This is a genomic window from Janthinobacterium sp. SUN033 (genome assembly GCF_030397595.1).
GTDB classification, from domain to species: Bacteria; Pseudomonadota; Gammaproteobacteria; order Burkholderiales; family Burkholderiaceae_D; genus Janthinobacterium; species Janthinobacterium kumbetense.
In genome coordinates, this window is record NZ_JAPQNV010000008.1 from 19834 (window position 1) to 39246 (window position 19413).

The window sequence follows — 19413 nt, forward strand, 5'->3', positions numbered from 1 at the left end:
CTTGTTCTTTATCAAGCGACCAGGGGACGGGGATCTTTCAAGTATTGCTCGCGGATGGCCTTGGCCGACCAGTAGGTCAGCGCGCAAGCGAGGCCCGTCGGGTTGTAGCCGATGCCGACCGGGAACACGCTGGAACCCACGGCAAACACGTTGTGCACGTCCCAGCTCTGCAGGTAGCGGTTGACGACGCTGGTCTTGCGGTCCGCGCCCATGGCCGTACCGCCCGCCCAGTGGGTGGTCTGGTAGTTGCGCAAGTCGAGGTGGTCGCCCACGTTCTTGACGGACACCTTGATCGATTCCGGATTCATGGCCTCGGCCACCTTCATCATCTTGTCGGTGACGAAACGGCTCATCTTGATGTCGTTTTCCTTCCAGTCAAAGGTAAAGCGCAGCAATTGCTGGCCATACTTGTCCGTGTAGGTGGGGTCGAGGTCGACATAGCAGTCGCGATACGTCATGTTGGCGCCGTGGCAGTCGAAGGAGACCGTGTTCAGGTAGCTCTTCTTGACGGCCTTTTTCCAGGCCGAACCCCAGGCGGGCGTACCGTCCGGCGTGGCGATGCCGGAAATCGGCTTGGAACCGGCCGGGTTGCACCAGGCGGGCGAGCCGCCGACAAAACCCAGCGGGCCATGGTCGAAGTTGTCGCCATTCCAGTCGTCGAGCGCGACGCCGGTGCCGCCGGCGCCGATGAAGGGGTTCGTGTTCGTGTCTTCCTTGAAGAAGGTCTGGATGGTGGACATCATCTGGTAGGCGATGTTGCGCCCCACCACGCCTTCATTGCTGACGGGGTCATACGGCTTGCCGATGCCCGACAATAGGAACAGATGCGCATTGTTGTAGGCAAAGGCGCTGGCGATGACCAGGTCGGCCGGCTGCTCGACGGCCTTGCCGTCCGCATTGATATAGGTCACGCCCGTCGCGCGTTTCTTGCTGCCGTCGAGATTGATGCGCACGACGTTGCAGTTGGCGCGCAATTCGAAGTTGGCCACCATGCGCAGGGCCGGCATGATGTTGACGTTGGGCGAAGCCTTGGAATAGTTGTAGCAGGCATAGCCGGAGCAGAAGCCGCAGAAGTTGCACGGTCCCATCTGGCAGCCGTACGGGTTCGTGTACGGGCCGGATGCGTTCGACGAAGCGTTGACGAACGGGTGGTAGCCGACGGCCTTGGCCGCGCGGCGGAACAGTTCGGCCGTGTACGGCACTTTTTGCGGCGCCAGCGCGTAATTGTCGGAGCGGTCGCCCTCGAACACATTGCCGTCGCCGACGACGATGCCGTTGACCTTATATGCCTGGCCCGAGGTGCCGAAGACTTTTTCCACAAAATCGAAGTGCGGCTCCAGCTCGGCGTAAGTCACGCCAAAGTCCTGGATCGTCATGCCTTCGGGGATGAATTTCTTGCCGTAGCGGCGTTCGTAGTGGCTGCGGATCTGCAGCTCTTCCGGCAAGACGCGCCAGTGCATGCCTGACCAGTGCAAGCCCGCGCCGCCCACGCCCGTGCCGGGCTTGAAGGCGCCGATCTGGCGGTAGGGCACGGCCACGCCCGTGATGCTGTGGCGGAAGGTGAACGTGCTTTTCGACATATCCTGGAACAGCTTGCTGCGCTGGATGTAGGTCAGCTCGTCGAGGGTCTTCGGATAGGCGCCGTCGGGATAGGTGTCGCGGTACTCGCCGCGTTCCAGCGCGACCACGTTCAGGCCCGCTTCCGTCAATTCCTTGGCCATGATGGCGCCGGTCCAGCCAAAGCCCACAATCACGGCATCGACAGGCTTCATTTTTACATCTGGTTTGATATCACTCATGATGGTTTTTCTTTTTCTTTGATCTGCTACAAAAAGTCTTATGCGATAGAAACAGGGGGCAGCGGGTATTTCTTGCCATACTGTTCCACCCAATCCATGTAGTCGGCGCGCGCGCCGGGGAATCCGACCATCTTCCAGGCCAGCATGTCCTTGTTGCCGCCGTGCACGGGATCGCAAAAGTAACCTTCGCGCGTGTTTTGCAGCAGCTGGTTGAAGAAGACTTTGGCCGGCACTTCGCCGATGTCCAACGTCCCCTTTTGCAATTGCGTGATGACGGCGTCGCGCTCGGCCCCGTTCAGCTGCACGAAAGGCTTACCGGACTGTTTATGGACGGCTGCGTTGACGCCGGCCAGGGCGCTCTTGTACAGCTCGCGCGGCGCCATGTGGAACTGGTAGCCGAACTGTTCGATCGACGGCACGAACGGTCCCTGCATGTACCACAGCGCGCCATACGCGTAGGGCGTGTTCATCTGCGCATCGATGAATTCATGCGCGCCCGATTCCAGCGCGCCCGGCCCTTCGCCGTCGGCGGGGATCAGGCGGTCGACCAGCGCCGTCAGGGTGGCCCATTCGGTGGCGTCGAAAAAGCGCGGTTTGTAGGCAGGCTGGTCCTTGGAGACGGCCATGGCCAGACCGCCGCCGGCGCCGGCCAGCAAGGCCACGGCAGGCGCGGCGCCGACGGCCTTGCGCAGGAAGTTACGCCGATGGGGCGAAATCCCGATGATTTTCATAGGTTTTCCTCAGGCGGCACGAGCCGCCACAGTGATGGATGTGGAAGTCAGAAAGAAAATGCGGACACGCGCCGCGGAGAGTGCAGATTTCACGTAGAGATGACTGGAGTATCGCGGCGCGGCGTACCTGCCTGTCGGTTAATTGATCAGGATGATTGACAAGCAGTTGCTTTGCATTTACGGTGCGCATCGTACCATAATTAAAAGAAACATTCAGAGACAGGTTAGACGTGATCAAAAAAGAGGCAGTGGCGCGTGGCCGCCCGCGCAAGGCAGGCGTGGAAGATGCGGTATTGGAAGCGATCGTCATGCTGGTGCGCCTGCATGGGCTCGACGCGGTGACGATACAGATGGTGGCCGACGCTGCCGGCGTGGGGCGCCAGACGATCTACCGGCGCTGGCCGCGCCGCGAAGACATGCTGCTCGACGCGCTCGTCAAGCGCACGGCGGAAAAGCTGCAGCGCGCGCTCGACATGCCGGACGGCCAGGAAATCGAGGCGATCTGCGCGCGCATCTTCGACAACCTGAACGCCGACGGCCGCTTCACCTGCGATTTATTGGTGCTGATCCACAACGATGCGGCGGCGCAACTGCGCTTTCGCGAGCAGATCGTCGCGCCGTGGATCAGCCTGGTGGTGCAGCGCCTGCTCAACATCGGCGTGCGCGCCGACCTCGACCTGCGCCTGTTCGCCTTCATGCTGCAATCGGCGCTCGTGTACCAGATGCAGCTGGGCGGCCAGCTCGATGCGGCCTTGCAGGAGCGGTGTTGCCGCTTTATCCGCAGCATGCTCTAGATTAGCTGGCTATAATCGTGGCGAGTCCCCTCACGCCACCATCAGAAAGCCAGCCCATGAGCCATGTATTTCCCGCCAGCCTGCAAGCGCCGCGCAGCCGTTTGAGCAGCAACGGTCCCGAACTGTCGCGCATCGTCGCCGGCATGTGGCGCATCGGCGAGTGGAATATGTCTGCGCAGCAACGCCTGGCCTTCATCGAGCAATGCCTGGCGCTGGGCGTATCGAGCTTCGACCATGCCGACATCTATGGCGATTACAGCGCCGAAGGCCTGTTCGGCGAAGCGCTGGCCCTGCAGCCGGGCTTGCGCGACAAGATGGAGCTGGTCAGCAAATGCGGCATCAAGCTGCTGTCGCCGCACCGTCCCGGCCATGCCATCCAGCATTACGACACGAGCGCGGCGCACATCACCAGTTCCGTGGAACACACCTTGCGCCAGTTGCAGACGGACCGCCTGGACTTGCTGCTGATCCACCGCCCCGACCCGCTGATGGATTTCGACGAAATCGCCGGCGCCTTCACGCAATTGCAAGCGGCGGGCAAGGTCTTGCACTTTGGCGTGTCGAATTTCAGCCGCCACCAGTTCGAATGCCTGCACCGGCGCTTCCCGCTGGTGACGAACCAGGTGGAATTTTCGCCGCTGCACGTGACGCCGCTGTTCGATGAAACTTTCGACGGCTTGCAGGACGTGGGCGTGGCGCCGATGATCTGGTCGCCGCTGGCGGGCGGGCGGCTGTTCCAGGGCGGCGATGCGAATGTGGAGAACTTGCGCAATGTCATCAAGCAGATCGCGGATGAACTGCAGCGTCCGTTTGCCAGCGTGGTATTCGCCTGGATCATGCAACTGCCATGCCGCCCCCTGCCGCTGACGGGCACGGGCCGCATCGAAGCCGTCGGCGTGGCCGTGGAAGGCACGCAATTTGCGCTCAGCCGCAGCGACTGGTTCGCCATCCTGCGCGCCGCGCGCGGGCACGAGGTGGCTTAGTCTATCTCGTCCGGGTCGTTGAATACCTGCGGCAACGCAATACCCCGCCAGCCCAGGTGCCACGCCAGGTTGAGCGCCAGGGTGGCGCCGATGTAGACGGCGAAGAACAGCGCGAAGAAGCTGGTCTTCAGCCACACCAGCAGGGCGACGGCGACGATCAGCACCAGCAGCGCGGCCAGGCTTTTCTTTTGCTTGGAGCTGGGGAAGCGCAAGGTCGACACCATCAGGCTGCCCACGCCCACCAGCAATAGCATCAGCAGATAGCTGTGCAGCATGGAATTGATGGGCGCCGGCCAGGCCACCACGACGGCCGCCACGCACGCGGCCCCGGCCGTGATCGGCATGCCGACGAAATACAGGGGATCCGTCCGTCCCACGTTCACATTGAAGCGCGCCAGGCGCATGGCGCCGCACGCGACAAAGAAGAAGCTGGCCATGCCGCCAAAGCGCAGCAGCAGCGGATCGTGCACGCCCATCTGCACGAAGCCATAGCAGTACAGCAATACGGCCGGGGCGCAGCCGAAATTCATCACGTCGGCGATGGAATCGAGCTGCACGCCAAACTGCGAGCTGGTGTTCGTCAGGCGCGCCACGTAGCCGTCGAGCGCGTCGAACACGCCGGCCAGCACCAGCAGCGCGGCCGCCAGCCGGTAATCGGCGGGGTTGCCGACACCGGCGTTATCGACGGAGATGACGATGCTGGCAAAACCGCAGGCTATCGAAAGCAAAGTCACCATGCTGGGCAAGGCGTATTTGGCGCGCTGCAGGCGCGACTTGGGCAATGTGTTCAAATTTGTGGGCAATCAAAGTAGCGGAAATGAGGCAACGCAGCGGCAAACGCTGCACTATGCTCATTCTACCCTGCGCAGCTGCGGCACCGTCTGCGCACGAGCACGCGACATATCTTGTCATCGATGCTCTACGGCACATAAAAATGCCTTAGAATCGTTTCACAGGGCAGCACGCCGGCCCCCACCGCTGCCCGCTTACCTATACAGGAGTCAACTTGATTGTCTCGTCACTGCGTTGGAAGTACTGGATACCCGCCCTGCTGAGTGCAGCCCTGCTGAGCGCCTGCGGCGGCGATAACGGCGGCAAGACGTCGCTGAACACCTCGACCCAGGCCGGGCAGCTGACACAGGAGCCAGGCGCTCCCGTCCTCAGCAACAATATCGCCACCGATGGTTTCAACTGGATCAATTACCGGCGCAGCCAGATCGGCCTGGCGCCGCTGGTGCGCAATAGCCAGATCGACAACGCGGCACTCGGCCACTCCAATTATCTGAACAGCAATAATGTGGTGGTGCACAATCAAGTCAAAGGCAAGCCCGGCTTTACCGGCGAAACACTGTATGACCGCCTGAGCGCGTCCGGCTATGGCGTCACTTCCGTCTGGGGCGAAGTCATCGCGGGCATGGCGACCAATTCCGGTTTCTACATGGCGGAAAACCTGATCACGGCCGTGTATCACCGCTTCCTCATCTTTGAACCGGTCTTCAAGGAAGGCGGCGCCGGTGCGGCCGTCAACAACAGCGGTTACGCGTATTTCACCACCGACCTGGCGGGCAACAGCCGCTACGGTCCCGGCTTGCCGGCCGGACAGATCGTCAGCTACCCGTTCGACGGACAGACCAAGGTCGCCACCAGTTTCGCCAGCAATGAAGAGGAACCCGATCCCGTGCCCAACCAGGACGTGGTCGGCTACCCCATCAGCGTCCATGCGAATTTCGACGCCACCCTCAGCGTGACGGCATTCACCGTGCGCCAGCGTGGCGCCGGCGCGGACCTGGCGGTACGCCTGCTCAGCAAGGAAACTGATGCCGTCAATACATCGCGCTCGGTGGCCGCCATCATCCCGCTGGCCCCCCTGCTGGCGGCCACCACCTATGACGTGAGTTTCATCGGCAAAGTCAATGGTGCGAGCGTCACGCGCAGCTGGTCATTCACGACGCGTTAGTCTGGCAGCGTCTGCCAAGCGGACGCAGTAGCGAGGGCAACTGGATGTAAAATAGTGGATATTGCATGAATGCAATTGACAAGTTTTGGGGCCCTCTGCACACCAGGCATGATGAAACCACACGCCACTTGCGATGATGATGCCGCCCTCGCGGCATCCGACATGGTCCGGATTCTCGATGTCGAGAACGGACTGGGCCGCATCATGGGCGACCGCATCCTGTACCTGAAAATCCTGCGCCGCTTCCTGCATGACCACGGCACCACGCCGTGCCAGATCCGCGCCGAATTCGACACGGGCAACTATGCCTCCGCGCGCCTGAAGGCGCATACCTTGAAGGGCGCCGCCGGCATGATCGGCGCGCACCACGTGCACGGCCTGGCGGAGACGCTGGAGTCGGCACTGCGCGCGCAGGCGCCCGACCTGGCCCGGCAGATGCTGCAGCTGGAACTGGCCCAGGATCAATTGCTGGGCGCGGTCAGCAGCATGCTGGGCACGCCGGAGGCGACCCACACGGCGGCGCAGGACGTGGCGCCCGATCCGGCCGCGCCCGCCATACAGCTGCTGCTGGCGCGCCTGGCCAGCCACCTGCGCGAAGGCGACGGCGCGGCCATCGACATCCTGGAAAACTCGGCCAGCCTGCTGGCGGCCAGCTTGGGCGTGCACGTCTACCAGGAAGTGGCGGCTGCCGCACATGAGTTCGACTACGACGGCGCGCTGGCGGCGCTGCTGCGGCGCCGCTAATTACCGAACTCAAGGGTGGTATTGCGCCTCTTCCGCGTAAGCCATGCCACAGCTCTTGCCGCAAAAGCGGCGCACGGCGTCGAGCGGCTTGTCGCAGTACCAGCACGCGCCTTTCGGCGGCAAGGTGGCGATCAATTCCGGCATGGCGGGCAATCGTCGCGCCACGACCTCATCCCCGCATTCCACGACATCCGGCTGTTTGCTGTCCATGGCGCTTCCTTTCCTAGCGGCACTTCAAGGCCGCTCAGCAAGATTACGTCAGCGCAGTTTGAAGCCCATGACATTTCTCAACGGCGGCCACGCTTGCCCCATCGGCGCCTTGAAATTTCCAAACGACAACGTTGTCACTTCACACTACAATCGGTGTTCCGTTCACTTGCGCGCCTGCCATGAAACACATCCCCCTGCTGCTCTCCTGCTTGCTGCTCAGCGCCTGCGCCACGCAGGCGCCCACCGCCTACACCCTCAATTCGGGCGCCGAACGCACGCCGGAACAGTTGGCGGTGGTGTTCGAACACGCCGACCTGACCTTGCGCATCGACCCGGCCAGCCGCAGCATCGCCGGCGACGCGCGCCTGACCTTCCTGGCGACGCAGCCGATCTCGCACTTCGCGCTGGACCTGGACCGCAACCTGCCCGTCGATGCCATCGAGATCGACGGCAAGGCGCTGCGGCCGCAAGACTATGCCAACCCGGACGGGCGCCTGAGCATGACCTTGCCGGCCACCCTCGCGGCCGGCGCGCGCACCACTATCCGCATCGTCTACCACGGCGTGCCGCACGTCGCCGTGAAGGCGCCGTGGGATGGCGGCATGGTGTGGTCGAGCACGGCCGATGGCGCGCCGTGGATCGCCAGCGCCGTGCAAGGCGAAGGCTGCGACCTGTTCTGGCCCTGCATCGACCACCCGATGGGCAAGGCCCAGCTGATCGACCAGCACATCCAGGTGCCAGCGCCGCTGGTGGCGGCCGGCAACGGCATCGCGCTTGGCATGGATGAGGCCGACGGCTGGCGCACCTGGCACTGGCGCGCCAAGCACCCGAGCACCTATGGCATCGCCCTCAACGTGGCGCCCTACCGCAGCTTGCAGGGCGAGTACGCTAGCCGCTACGGCAACCGCATCCCCCTGCAATTCTGGTATCTGCCGGAAAGCGAAGCCAAGGCGGGCGCCCTGTTCGCGGAATTGCCGCCCATGCTAGATTTTTTTGAAAGCGTCATCGGCCCCTACCCGTTTGGCGATGAAAAGGTCGGCATCGCCGAAACACCGCACAAGGGCATGGAGCACCAGACCATCAATGCCTATGGCAACAAATTCGCCAAGACCAGCTATGGCTACGACGAACTGCTGCAGCATGAATTTGCGCACGAATGGTTCGGCAACCAGCTCACCAACAGCAACTGGGACGATATGTGGCTGCACGAAGGTTTCGGCACCTACATGCAACCTCTGTACATGCAATATCTGCGGGGGGAGCAGGAATATTTTGCTGCGTTACAGCAAATGCGCGCCGGCATCGTCAACAAGGCGCCCATGGTCTCGGGCAAGCCGAAAAGCGAGGAAGAAGTCTACGACCTGAAAAAGGGCGGACCGGGCGGCGACATTTATGTGAAAGGGGCGCTGGTGCTGCACACCTTGCGCGGCCTGATCGGCGACGACGCCTTCTTCCGCGCCGTGCGCCTGCTCGTCTACGGCACGGAACAGCCGCAGCCGGGCCAGTTCCAGCCCCGCTATGGCAGCACGCAGGAATTCATGGCCATCGTCAACAAAGTCACGGGTAGCAATTACGACTGGTTCTTCCAGACCTATCTGTACCAGGCCGCGCTGCCGGAGCTGTCCGCCGTGCGGGACGGCGACACCCTGCGCCTGCTGTGGAAGACGCCTGCCGACCTCGCCTTCCTGATGCCGGTGGAAGTGCGTATCGGCAAGGAAATCCATACCGTTTCCATGGCGCTGGGCTTTGGCGAACTGCCCCTGCCGGCTGGCGCCACGTACACGCTCGACCCGCGCTCGCGCGTGCTACGGCGGGCCGAGCATATCGAAGCCTTCCAGACATTCAAGGAAGAGCAAGCCAAGCGCAAGAAGAGCTGAGCTGCCGCAAGCCAGGGCGGCCGTTACTTCCGGAAACTGCGCACCGCGTCATTGGCATTGTCGGCAATGACTTTTTCCAGCTTCGGCTGTCCCGCATACTTGGCGGACAGCCGTTTCCACTGCCGCTGCGCCTGGCCACAAAAAGCGGCCACGGCTTGCGTGATCTCGCGCTGGCGCGCCTTGTCATTGTCATCCCACTCGCCGGCAAAGTGTTCGCACATTTGCGCATGATCAATGAACTGCACCACGTCGCGCGGCAGCTTTTCCTCTGCCTGAACCAGCAAGGGCAGACAGCACAGTACGGCAGCGATCAATATTTTCATCGTGTGCCCTTACTTGCCGATGCAGAAACGGCTGAAAATCACGCCCAGCAGATCGTCAGGCGAAAACTCGCCCGTGATGCTCGACAGCTGCACTTGCGCCAGGCGCAGTTCTTCGGCAAACAAGTCCAGCGACTGGTCGTCCTGCGCCGCGTGTTCGGCGGCGATGTCCAGGTGCTTGCCGGCCGATTTGAGCGCGATCAAATGGCGTTCGCGCGCCAGGTACAGCGATTCGCCCGTCTGCTGCCAGCCGGCGATGCGCAACAGCTCGGCACGCAGCAAGTCGATGCCGATGTGCTCGTGCGCGGACAGATACACGTGGGTGGCGTCGGGCAGGCTGTCGACGCTGGGCTTGTGGCCCGACAGGTCGATCTTGTTCCACACGCGCACCACCGGCACGCCCTCGGGGAAGGCGGCGACGATGGTTTCATCGGCCAAGGTGGGGCCATGATCTGCGTCAAGCAAGTGCAGGATCACATCGGCCTTGCCGATCTCGCCCCACGTGCGTTCGATGCCGATGCGCTCGACGGCGTCGATGGTGTCGCCCGCGCTGCGGATGCCGGCCGTGTCGATGATGTTGAGCGGAATGCCTTCGATCTGGATGGTTTCGCTGACCTTGTCGCGCGTGGTGCCGGCGATCGGCGTGACGATCGCCACATCGGCGCCCGCCAGCGCGTTCAGCAACGATGATTTGCCCACGTTCGGCTGGCCCGCCAGCACGACATTGAGGCCTTCGCGCAGCAGCGCGCCCTGCGCCGCCTGCGCAAACACTTTATGCAACGCTGCGATGACGGCTTTCAATTGGCCGCGCGCATTCGATTTTTCCAGGAAGTCGATTTCCTCTTCCGGGAAGTCCAGGGTCGCCTCGACCAGCATGCGCAGTCCCGTCACCTGTTCGACCAGCGCGTGGATGGTGTTCGAAAACGCGCCCGACAGCGATTGCGAAGCGGACTTGGCGGCCGCTTCCGTGGAGGCGTCGATCAGGTCGGCCACGGCTTCGGCTTGCGCCAGATCAAGCTTGTCATTCAAAAACGCGCGACGCGTGAATTCGCCCGGTTCGGCCAAGCGCAAGCCGCTGTCACGGCCCGCTTCCAGCACGCGCGCCAGCAGCAGCTGCAGCACCACGGGGCCGCCGTGGCCCTGCAATTCCAGCACGTCTTCGCCCGTGTACGAATGCGGGCCCTTGAAGTGGATGGCGATGCCCTGGTCGATGATGGCGCCGTCGCTTTCCGTGAATGGCAGATAGGTGGCGTGGCGCGGTTTCAGTTGCTGCGCGCCGAACAGGGCGGCCATCAAAGGGGCGAGATTTTTGCCGGAGGCGCGTACCACGCCGATGCCGCCGCGCCCGGGAGCGGTGGCGATGGCGGCGATAGGGGAAGAGTCGAGTTTCATGGGGATATTGTAGATTATTCGGGGAAGGCTGCAGGAGCCGCACTATTTTCAGCGACAAACCGGGTGCACATGAAGGGGGTCAGTGGAAAACCGGCAAAACCCACTTTTTTTTGACATCGTACCCACTGGGTAGGATGTCAAAAAAAAGCCCGCGCGAGGCGGGCTTTCTGTTCGCTGGCCGGACTTACTTGACGGCAGGCGCGTATTTCTTGGTGATCACCCATTGCTGGCCGATCGACAGGACGTTGTTGACGACCCAGTAGAGTACCAAGCCCGACGGGAAGAAGAAGAACATCACCGAGAATGCCAATGGCATGAACAGCATCATCTTCGCTTGCATCGGATCGGCCGGGGCCGGGTTCAGCTTGGTCGTGATGAACATCGAGATCGCGTACAGCACGGGCAAGATGCACCATGGGTCATGCTGGGCCAGGTCGGTGATCCAGCCGATCCATGGCGCGCCGCGGATTTCCACGGACGCGTTCAAGACCCAGTACAGGGCGATAAAGACGGGCATCTGGATCAGGATCGGCAGGCAGCCGCCCAGCGGATTGATCTTTTCCGTCTTGTACAGCTCCATCGTGGCCTGGTTCATCTTTTGCGGATCGCCCTTGAAGCGTTCGCGGATCGCTTGCATCTTCGGCGTGACCAGTTTCATCTTCGCCATGCTGCGGTAGCCGGCGGCCGACAGCGGGAAGAACAGCAGCTTGATCAGGATCGTGAAGGCGATGATGGTCCAGCCCCAGTTGCCCAGCACGCTGTGGATCTGTTCCATGACCCAGAACATCGGCTTGGCGATGATGGTCAGCCAGCCATAATCCTTGACCAGTTCCAGGCCAGGCGAGACGTTTTCCAGCAGGTGCGCGATTTGCGGACCCGAGTACAGCTTGCTGTCCATGCTGGCCGAAGCGCCTGGCGCCAGGGTAGGCAGGGGCAGCACGTTGCCGATGGCGTACAGGTTGGGACCGACCTTCTTCGTGAAGATGTCGCGCTTGGCGTTCTCAGGCGGAACGAAAGCGGATACGAAGAAGTGTTGCGAAATCGCAAACCAGCCGCCATTCGCCGTCGCCGGGTGCAGGCCCTTCATGGCGTTGTCGTTGCCCTTCTTCTCGTCTTCCAAGGCCGCTTTTTCGATTTTCTCGAACGTCAGCTTCTGGTACTTGTCTTGCGGCGTGTACAGGGTCGGGCCCGTGAAGCTGCTGTTGAAGAAGGAGTCGCCGACCGGCTTGTTGCCGTCATGCGTCAGTTGCAGATACAACTGCGGCGTGACAGGGGCCGCGCCCACGTTGGACACGTCATGGCGCACGTCGATGACGTAATCGCCGCGCTTGAAGGTAAACGTCTTGGTCAGCTTGACGCCGCCTTCGACCGCTTCCATTACCAGTTGAATTTGCTTGCCATCGGCCAGGGTACGCACGCCAGGCTGTACGGTGAAACCGCTCGCATGGGTAGGGAAGGGACCGCCGACCAGGCCCGATTGCGCCAGGTAAGTGTGGTTCGCGCCTTCGTCGAACAGCACTTCGTTTTGCTTGCCGTCGTCAGGCTGGCATACCTTGAACAGGCCGAAGCAGCCGCCAAACCAGCCCGGATTACCCGCGCCCTTGAATTTCAGCAATTCCAGACGCTTGACCTGGCCGCCCAGGGTGTCGATATCGACCTTGATGACGTCGGTGGTGATGGTAATCACTTCGCGCTTGAACGCGGCGGGATCGACAGCGTCACCCGGCAGGGCAGGCACGCCTGCCGCGGCTGGCAAGGCAGCCGTCTTGGCAGGGGTCGCAGGCGCCTTGGCGGTTTGTTCCGTGTTCGCGGAGAACATCGACGGCTTGCCGTTCGAGATCATCCATTCGTTCCAGAGAATTACCAGCGAGACGGAAAACACGATCCACAGGATGGTACGTTTATTGATATCCATTAGGGTATTTGTCAGGAGTGGTTGCAACCGCAAGCGGTCGTTGAAGATTGTTTGCAATCGGCCGGCGGCACCGGGTCGACGCCCCCTTCATTCCAGGGGTGGCAACGGCACAGGCGCTTGGCAGCCAGCAGGCTGCCCTTGGCAGTACCGTGCACGCGCAGCGCTTCCATCGCGTAATGCGAACAGCTCGGATAGAAACGGCAATTCTGTCCCAGCATGGGGCTGATCAGCAACTGATAAGCGCGCAGCAGGAACAGCAGCAGGGTTTTCATGGCGCGGATGGTGGTGGCGCAGCAACAGAACGGGCCTGGGCGGCGATTTGCGCCGCGAACAGGCGGCTCAATTCCTCGCGCAGCTCGGCTTTGAGCTGCGTCGTGGTGGCCGGGCCATCCTTGCTGTTGACGGCGCGCGACAAACGCACCACGCAGTCGACCGGCGGCATCGCGCTGTTGCGAAACAGCTCGCGCGTGACGCGCTTGATCGTGTTGCGGGTCGCCGCGCGCGGCGCGAAACGCTTGGCCACAACGACGCCCAGCCGCGCATGCGGCAATTGATTGTGTCGGGTGTACAGCACAAAATGCGCTGTTTTTTGCGAAGGGCGCAAACGAAAAACGGATGAAAATTCATCCGTTTTAACGATACGCCGAACGCGCGCGAAGTCGTGTGAACCTTCGCGTTGATTGCCGACTGGAGTACAGCTAGCCACGCGATCAGCTGTCAACGACAAGCCTAGACGGCCAGACGTTTGCGGCCCTTTGCGCGACGTGCGTTGAGCACATCACGGCCACCACGGGTAGCCATACGAGCGCGGAAGCCGTGCGTACGCTTGCGGCGAACGACGGAAGGTTGGTAAGTACGTTTCATGTTGGTCTCGCTAAAAACAAAAAAAATGCAAAATCGGGTCTGACGTCCCGTCAGTTTTTGGTGCCAATGACAATCGCGCACTTATGCCAAGGCACAAGCTGGCCAATCTCATCGCCCGCTTAATCCACGCTTAGTCCATATTGTCGTTCCAAATGAATAAACACGGAATACGGGCGGGGAACCCTGAATTATTCAGCATATGCCCCCCTCTTGTCAAGGATTGCCGTGATCGCCCGGAAATTTACGCGCCGGCCCCCATCTGCCGGCAAGGCCCCGCCACAGGCCGCGCCAGCACTGCCTGTGACGGGATAACCGGGGGATAAGTCGCCTCTTATGCACACGGCGCCCCACCCCGCCACACAAAAATAACAGCCGTGCCTGTGGATAACTTTCGCAGTCGGGAGTAGAATAGCGCGTTACGTGTGGCGAGCCCTCGCGCGACGCCGGCCTTGCAACACGGTGAACGCAGGGCAGAATCGATACGCCCTCCCACACCTTTTCACATAGACATACATGGATAATTTCTGGCAGGCCTGTTCCGCGCAGTTGGAACTGGAGCTGACACCGCAACAATTCAGTGCGTGGATCAAACCGCTTATCCCTCTCGATTACGAAGAGGGCAAGCTGCGCATTGCTGCGCCCAATCGCTTCAAGCTCGATTGGGTCAAGACCCAGTTCGCCAGCCGCATCACTGCCCTGGCCATTCAGTACTTCGAAGCGCCGACGGAAGTGCAGTTCGTGCTCGACCCGCGTCTGGCCTTGCCGAAGAAACCCGTCACCGCCAGCACCCCGGCCAGCGATCCGAATGGCGGCGCGCCCAGCGCGCGCGCCGCGGAGCCGCAGCCGAGCGTGCCGGAACTGAGCATCGGCGCCGCGCCGCGCCGCGAGCAGAGCCGCATCAACACCGACCTGACCTTCGACAGCTTCGTGACGGGTAAGGCCAACCAGCTGGCGCGCGCCGCCGCCATCCAGGTGGCGAACAATCCGGGCGTGTCGTATAACCCGCTGTTCTTCTACGGCGGCGTCGGCCTGGGTAAGACCCACTTGATCCACGCCATCGGCAACCAGGTGATGGCCGACAATCCTGGCGCGAAGATCCGCTACATCCACGCAGAACAGTACGTTCGCGACGTAGTGACCGCTTACCAGCGCAAGGGTTTCGACGACTTCAAGCATTACTATCACTCGCTCGACATGCTGCTGATCGATGATATTCAATTCTTTGGCGGCAAGAGCCGCACGCAGGAAGAGTTCTTCTATGCCTTCGAGGCATTAATTGCCGCAAAGAAACAGATCATCATCACCTCGGATACGTATCCGAAGGAAATCACGGGCATGGACGACCGCCTGATCTCGCGCTTCGACTCGGGCCTGACGGTGGCCATCGAACCGCCGGAACTGGAAATGCGTGTGGCCATTCTGTTGAAAAAAGCCAAGCAGGAAGGCGTGACCTTCTCCGACGACGTGGCCTTCTTTGTCGCCAAGCACTTGCGTTCGAACGTACGCGAACTGGAAGGCGCGCTGCGCAAGATCCTCGCGTATTCGCGTTTCCATGGCAAAGATATCACCATCGATATCGTCAAGGAAGCGCTGAAGGACTTGCTATCGGTGCAGAATCGCCAGATTTCCGTGGAAAACATCCAGAAAACGGTGGCCGACTTCTTCAATATCAAGGTTGCCGACATGTATTCGAAGCGCCGCCCCGCGAATATCGCCCGGCCGCGCCAGATCGCCATGTACCTGGCCAAGGAATTGACACAGAAGAGCCTGCCGGAAATCGGCGAGCTGTTCGGCGGCCGCGACCACACCACGGTGCTGCATGCCGTGCGCAAGATCGCGCTGGACCGTACCAAGAACCCGGAATGCAACCATGAATTGCATGTGCTGGAACAAACGTTAAAAGGCTAAGCGCCGCTTGGGCAAGGCTGGCTCAAAACGTGCTTTACCCTTATTATCTGGGAGAGCGCCGCAGCCGGCCTGCCGGGGCTCCCCTTGCAATGATTGTTAAATTACTACGTTAAACTTCATACCTATACATTGAGGATAAATATGCAATTGGTCAAAACCACCCGAGATACCCTTCTCCGGCCACTGCAGATCGTGAGCGGTATTGTCGAGCGTCGGCACACTATGCCGATTCTGGCCAATATCCTCATCCGCAAAGACGGTGAAAATGTCTCCTTCCTGTCGACCGACACCGAAGTGCAGATCACCACGCACGCGGAAATCGGTTCCGGCGCGGACGTCACCGGCACCACCGTGGCCGCGCGCAAGCTGCTGGACATCCTGCGCGCCCTGCCCGAATCGGGCGACGTCACGATGACCCTGCTGAACAAGCGCCTGACCGTGCAAACGGGCAAGTCGCGCTTCGCCCTGCAAACGCTGGCGGCGGAAGAGTTTCCAACCGTGCAACAAGCGGAAAGCTACAACGCGTCCGTCACCCTGCCCCAGAAAACCTTGAAGCACCTGTTCAACATGGTGCATTTCTCGATGGCGCAGCAAGACATCCGCTATTACCTGAACGGCTTGCTGCTGGTTCTGGATGGCAATAATGTCATCGCCGTGGCCACCGACGGCCACCGCCTGGCGTTTTGCCAGGTGGCTACCGAGCAGACGTTTGCACGCCAGGAAGTGATTATTCCGCGCAAGACCATCATCGAACTGCAGCGCCTGCTGGAAGAGAACGATGAGCCGGTGCAACTGGACATCGCCGCCAACCAGGTGAAACTGACCTTTGCCGACATCGAGCTGATCTCGAAGCTGGTGGAAGGCAAGTTCCCCGACTACACGCGCGTGATTCCTAAAGGCTACAAAAACGACTTCACCATCGGCCGCGATGAACTGCTGCGCTCGCTGCAACGTGCCGCCATCATGACCAGTGACAAGTTCAAGGGCGTGCGCTGCATCATCACCCCGGGCAGCATGAAGATCAGCTCGACCAATGCGGACCAGGAAGAAGCCGTCGAAGAGCTGGAAATCGATTACGGCGGCGACTCCGTCGACATCGGCTTCAACGTGACGTATCTGCTGGACGTGCTGAACAACCTGAAATGCGAATACGTCAACATCGCGCTGGGCGACTCGAACTCGTCCGCCCTGATCTCCATCCCTGACAACGCGGACTTCAAGTACGTTGTCATGCCGATGCGCATTTAAGCGTAACCCAATGCAAAACTGGGGTCTGATCCGACAGGGTCAGGCCCCGCAATCAGCAATCGTTATTTGAGAAAGCAGTCCATGTCCGAGAATCCACAAGACACCCCGATCCAGGCCAAAACGGAAGAATACGGCGCCGCCTCCATCCAGATCCTGGAAGGCCTGGAAGCCGTACGCAAACGCCCGGGCATGTACATTGGCGACACCTCGGACGGCACCGGCTTGCACCATCTGGTATTCGAAGTGCTGGACAACTCGATCGATGAATCGCTGGCCGGCCACTGCACGGAAATCCACGTCACCATCCACAGCGACAATTCGATCTCGATCACAGACAATGGCCGCGGCGTGCCGACCGGCCTGAAAATGGACGACAAGCACGATCCGAAGCGTTCGGCGGCGGAAATCGTCATGACCGAACTGCACGCGGGCGGCAAGTTCGACCAGAACTCGTACAAAGTATCGGGCGGTTTGCATGGCGTGGGTGTGTCCTGCGTCAATGGTCTGTCGAAATTGCTGAAACTGACCATCCGCCGCGACGGCAAAGTGCATCACATGGAATTCGTGCGCGGCGTGCCGCAAGACCGCCAGATCGTCATGGTGGGCGACATCGCCACCTCGCCGATCAAGGTCATCGGCGAAACGGACAAGCGCGGCACCGACGTGCATTTCTGGGCCGACGAAGAGATTTTCACGCACGTGGAATTCCACTACGAAATCCTGGCCAAGCGTATCCGCGAACTGTCCTTCCTGAACAATGGCGTCAACATCAAGTTGTCGGACCAGCGCACGGGCAAGGAAGAAGTCTTCGCCTTCGAAGGCGGCACGCGCGGCTTCGTCGAATACATCAACAAGGCCAAATCCGTCTTACACCCGACCATTTTCCAGGCCACGGGCGAGCGCATGTCCGACCAGAACACGAATATATCGGTCGACGTGTCGATGCAGTGGAACGATGCCTACAATGAACAGGTGCTGTGCTTCACGAATAACATCCCGCAACGCGACGGCGGCACCCACCTGACGGGCTTGCGCGCAGCGATGACGCGCGTGATCAACAAATACATCGATGAACACGAGTTCGCCAAGAAGGCGAAAGTGGAAATCAACGGCGACGACATGCGCGAAGGCTTGACCTGCGTCTTGTCCGTGAAAGTGCCGGAACCGAAATTCTCGTCGCAGACGAAAGACAAGCTGGTGTCGTCGGAAGTGCGCGGCCCCGTCGAAGAGATCGTCGCCAAGACCCTGGCTGATTACCTGCAAGAAAAACCGAACGACGCCAAGATCATTTGCGGCAAGATCGTCGAAGCGGCGCGCGCCCGCGAAGCGGCCCGCAAGGCCCGCGACTTGACGCGCCGCAAAGGCATCATGGACGGCCTGGGCCTGTCGGCCAAGCTGGCCGACTGCCAGGAAAAAGACCCCGCCCTGTGCGAACTGTACATCGTCGAGGGTGACTCGGCAGGTGGCTCGGCAAAACAAGGGCGCGACCGCAAGTTCCAGGCGATTCTGCCGCTGCGCGGTAAAGTCTTGAACGTGGAAAAAGCCCGTTTCGAAAAAATGCTGTCGTCGGAGCAGATCACCACCCTGATCGCCACGCTCGGCACCTCGATCGGACCGGACGAATTCAACGTCGAGAAACTGCGCTACCACCGCATCATCATCATGACCGATGCGGACGTCGACGGCGCCCACATCCGTACCCTGCTGCTGACCCTGTTCTACCGCCAGATGCCGCAACTGGTCGAGCGCGGCCACATCTACATCGCGCAACCGCCGCTGTACAAGGTGAAGGCGGGCCGCGACGAGCGCTATCTGAAAGATGACGCCGAGGAAGCGAGCTACATGATGACCGTGGCGCTGAACACGGCCGTGCTGGTGCCGCGCGAAGGCGCGGAAGGCATTTCCGGCGAAACGCTGACGGAACTGGTGCGCAAGTTCAACCTGTCGAACACCATCATGACGCGTCTGACGCGCGTCATCGACCGCGCCGCCCTGACGGCCATCATGACCGGCGTGCAGCTGGACCTGTCGACCCTGGACCTGGCGGAAACCTCCGCCCTGGCCCTGCAGACGGCCATCAACGACAGCGCCGTGCGCGTGCATGTGCGTTCCGACGACTTGTCGGAAAAACACAAGCTGCACATCGAGCGCATGTACCACGGTAACGTCAAAGTGACGGCCATCGACGCTGACTTCGTGCAAGGCCCGGACTACGCCGTGCTGAGCAGCGGCGCCGCGACCTTCGAAGGCTTGATCGGCGAAGGCGCGTTTGTCCGCCGCGGCGAGGGCGAGCGCATCAAGGAAATCGCCGTGGTCGACTTCCACCAGGCCATGCAATGGCTGCGCGACGAAGCCGAACGCACCGTCTCGAAACAGCGCTACAAAGGTCTGGGCGAAATGAACCCGGATCAACTGTGGGAAACGACGATGGACCCGACCGTGCGCCGCTTGTTAAAAGTGCAGATCGAAGACGCGATTGCGGCAGATCAAATCTTCACGACCTTGATGGGCGACGACGTGGAACCACGCCGCGCCTTCATCGAAAACAACGCGCTGCGCGCAGGCAATATCGACGTGTAAGCCAGCTTCCCTGGTTTGCGTGACTGCCAAGGCGGCCCTCTTCAGGGCCGCTTTTTTTATGCCTGCCAGAATCCTGCCGCCCTATTGACAT

The 19413-nt window shown here is 61.1% G+C and carries 18 protein-coding genes; 8 read left to right on the forward strand and 10 right to left on the reverse strand.

All coding sequences use genetic code 11. From position 1 onward, the window contains the following. Window positions 1–11 precede the first annotated feature (11 nt). Window positions 12–1799 carry a GMC family oxidoreductase gene (locus OX460_RS26840; protein ID WP_289900484.1) on the reverse strand — a complete coding sequence of 596 codons (1788 nt, stop codon included), beginning with the start codon at window positions 1797–1799 and terminating at the stop codon, window positions 12–14. A gap of 38 nt (window positions 1800–1837) precedes the next feature. Then, entirely contained in the window at window positions 1838–2530 is a 693-nt protein-coding gene (locus tag OX460_RS26845; protein ID WP_289900485.1) for a gluconate 2-dehydrogenase subunit 3 family protein, read from the reverse strand. A gap of 230 nt (window positions 2531–2760) precedes the next feature. On the opposite strand from OX460_RS26845, the gene OX460_RS26850 reads away from it, so the two are divergent. Together OX460_RS26850 and OX460_RS26855 are read left to right on the forward strand one after the other, a co-directional pair. After that, on the forward strand, window positions 2761–3324 hold the full coding sequence (locus OX460_RS26850; RefSeq protein WP_218965297.1) for a TetR/AcrR family transcriptional regulator: 564 nt from the start codon (window positions 2761–2763) through the stop codon (window positions 3322–3324). 56 nt (window positions 3325–3380) lie between these two features. Next, window positions 3381–4307, forward strand: coding sequence for an aldo/keto reductase (locus tag OX460_RS26855; RefSeq protein WP_289900486.1), 927 nt, complete (start codon window positions 3381–3383; stop codon window positions 4305–4307). Here the strand turns inward: OX460_RS26855 and pssA are convergent. Then, window positions 4304–5044, reverse strand: coding sequence for a CDP-diacylglycerol--serine O-phosphatidyltransferase (gene pssA / locus OX460_RS26860; protein WP_289900572.1), 741 nt, complete (start codon window positions 5042–5044; stop codon window positions 4304–4306). The two genes, OX460_RS26855 and pssA, sit on opposite strands and share 4 nt — an antisense overlap. Before the next feature lie 269 nt (window positions 5045–5313). Here pssA and OX460_RS26865 point away from each other — a divergent pair, with 269 nt between their 5' ends. Both OX460_RS26865 and OX460_RS26870 read left to right on the forward strand, forming a co-directional pair. After that, window positions 5314–6264: a CAP domain-containing protein gene (locus OX460_RS26865; protein WP_354669846.1), complete on the forward strand. Its 951-nt coding sequence runs from the start codon at window positions 5314–5316 to the stop codon at window positions 6262–6264. Between the two features lie 108 nt (window positions 6265–6372). Beyond that, entirely contained in the window at window positions 6373–7008 is a 636-nt protein-coding gene (locus OX460_RS26870) for an Hpt domain-containing protein (protein WP_099666169.1), read from the forward strand. Between the two features lie 9 nt (window positions 7009–7017). Here the strand turns inward: OX460_RS26870 and OX460_RS26875 are convergent, their stop codons facing one another. After that, entirely contained in the window at window positions 7018–7218 is a 201-nt protein-coding gene (locus tag OX460_RS26875) for a hypothetical protein (protein ID WP_077408887.1), read from the reverse strand. Window positions 7219–7397: 179 nt separating this feature from the next. Between OX460_RS26875 and OX460_RS26880 the strand changes: the two genes are divergently transcribed. Next, window positions 7398–9095 carry a M1 family metallopeptidase gene (locus OX460_RS26880; RefSeq protein ID WP_289900487.1) on the forward strand — a complete coding sequence of 566 codons (1698 nt, stop codon included), beginning with the start codon at window positions 7398–7400 and terminating at the stop codon, window positions 9093–9095. A gap of 23 nt (window positions 9096–9118) precedes the next feature. Here OX460_RS26880 and OX460_RS26885 read toward each other — a convergent pair whose 3' ends face one another. From OX460_RS26885 to rpmH, 6 genes are all read right to left on the reverse strand, one after another. Further along, entirely contained in the window at window positions 9119–9418 is a 300-nt protein-coding gene (locus OX460_RS26885; RefSeq protein ID WP_289900488.1) for a hypothetical protein, read from the reverse strand. A gap of 9 nt (window positions 9419–9427) precedes the next feature. Then, window positions 9428–10807, reverse strand: coding sequence for a tRNA uridine-5-carboxymethylaminomethyl(34) synthesis GTPase MnmE (mnmE, locus tag OX460_RS26890; RefSeq protein WP_289900489.1), 1380 nt, complete (start codon window positions 10805–10807; stop codon window positions 9428–9430). 184 nt (window positions 10808–10991) lie between these two features. Continuing rightward, the gene (gene yidC, locus OX460_RS26895; protein WP_077408891.1) at window positions 10992–12722 is read right to left on the reverse strand and encodes a membrane protein insertase YidC; all 1731 of its coding nucleotides are present in this window, start codon (window positions 12720–12722) and stop codon (window positions 10992–10994) included. Window positions 12723–12733: 11 nt separating this feature from the next. Continuing rightward, window positions 12734–12994, reverse strand: coding sequence for a membrane protein insertion efficiency factor YidD (gene yidD / locus OX460_RS26900; RefSeq protein WP_010401993.1), 261 nt, complete (start codon window positions 12992–12994; stop codon window positions 12734–12736). Continuing rightward, window positions 12991–13428: a ribonuclease P protein component gene (gene rnpA, locus OX460_RS26905; RefSeq protein WP_099380766.1), complete on the reverse strand. Its 438-nt coding sequence runs from the start codon at window positions 13426–13428 to the stop codon at window positions 12991–12993. The genes yidD and rnpA overlap by 4 nt, the downstream gene beginning before the upstream one ends. 23 nt (window positions 13429–13451) lie before the next feature. Then, window positions 13452–13586, reverse strand: a complete 135-nt coding sequence (gene rpmH / locus OX460_RS26910; protein ID WP_010401996.1) for a 50S ribosomal protein L34 — start codon at window positions 13584–13586, stop codon at window positions 13452–13454. Between the two features lie 513 nt (window positions 13587–14099). On the opposite strand from rpmH, the gene dnaA reads away from it, so the two are divergent. From dnaA to gyrB, 3 genes are all read left to right on the forward strand, one after another. Then, window positions 14100–15494, forward strand: coding sequence for a chromosomal replication initiator protein DnaA (gene dnaA, locus OX460_RS26915; RefSeq protein WP_034781304.1), 1395 nt, complete (start codon window positions 14100–14102; stop codon window positions 15492–15494). 141 nt (window positions 15495–15635) lie between these two features. After that, complete coding sequence (gene dnaN / locus OX460_RS26920) at window positions 15636–16742, forward strand: DNA polymerase III subunit beta (RefSeq protein WP_034754341.1); 1107 nt, start codon at window positions 15636–15638, stop codon at window positions 16740–16742. Between the two features lie 81 nt (window positions 16743–16823). Then, complete coding sequence (gene gyrB / locus OX460_RS26925; protein ID WP_099666165.1) at window positions 16824–19322, forward strand: DNA topoisomerase (ATP-hydrolyzing) subunit B; 2499 nt, start codon at window positions 16824–16826, stop codon at window positions 19320–19322. Window positions 19323–19413 lie beyond the last annotated feature (91 nt).

What these genes read in the sequence shown, in the direction of transcription:
- OX460_RS26870 (WP_099666169.1), top strand. Translation starts at nt 6,373, where the DNA reads ATGATGAAACCACACGCCACTTGCGATGATGATGCCGCCCTCGCGGCA.
- rpmH (WP_010401996.1), bottom strand. Translation starts at nt 13,586, where the DNA reads ATGAAACGTACTTACCAACCTTCCGTCGTTCGCCGCAAGCGTACGCAC.
- yidC (WP_077408891.1), bottom strand. Translation starts at nt 12,722, where the DNA reads ATGGATATCAATAAACGTACCATCCTGTGGATCGTGTTTTCCGTCTCG.
- OX460_RS26855 (WP_289900486.1), top strand. Translation starts at nt 3,381, where the DNA reads ATGAGCCATGTATTTCCCGCCAGCCTGCAAGCGCCGCGCAGCCGTTTG.
- OX460_RS26845 (WP_289900485.1), bottom strand. Translation starts at nt 2,530, where the DNA reads ATGAAAATCATCGGGATTTCGCCCCATCGGCGTAACTTCCTGCGCAAG.
- OX460_RS26875 (WP_077408887.1), bottom strand. Translation starts at nt 7,218, where the DNA reads ATGGACAGCAAACAGCCGGATGTCGTGGAATGCGGGGATGAGGTCGTG.
- mnmE (WP_289900489.1), bottom strand. Translation starts at nt 10,807, where the DNA reads ATGAAACTCGACTCTTCCCCTATCGCCGCCATCGCCACCGCTCCCGGG.
- pssA (WP_289900572.1), bottom strand. Translation starts at nt 5,044, where the DNA reads ATGGTGACTTTGCTTTCGATAGCCTGCGGTTTTGCCAGCATCGTCATC.
- dnaN (WP_034754341.1), top strand. Translation starts at nt 15,636, where the DNA reads ATGCAATTGGTCAAAACCACCCGAGATACCCTTCTCCGGCCACTGCAG.
- OX460_RS26885 (WP_289900488.1), bottom strand. Translation starts at nt 9,418, where the DNA reads ATGAAAATATTGATCGCTGCCGTACTGTGCTGTCTGCCCTTGCTGGTT.
- OX460_RS26840 (WP_289900484.1), bottom strand. Translation starts at nt 1,799, where the DNA reads ATGAGTGATATCAAACCAGATGTAAAAATGAAGCCTGTCGATGCCGTG.
- yidD (WP_010401993.1), bottom strand. Translation starts at nt 12,994, where the DNA reads ATGAAAACCCTGCTGCTGTTCCTGCTGCGCGCTTATCAGTTGCTGATC.
- dnaA (WP_034781304.1), top strand. Translation starts at nt 14,100, where the DNA reads ATGGATAATTTCTGGCAGGCCTGTTCCGCGCAGTTGGAACTGGAGCTG.
- OX460_RS26880 (WP_289900487.1), top strand. Translation starts at nt 7,398, where the DNA reads ATGAAACACATCCCCCTGCTGCTCTCCTGCTTGCTGCTCAGCGCCTGC.
- gyrB (WP_099666165.1), top strand. Translation starts at nt 16,824, where the DNA reads ATGTCCGAGAATCCACAAGACACCCCGATCCAGGCCAAAACGGAAGAA.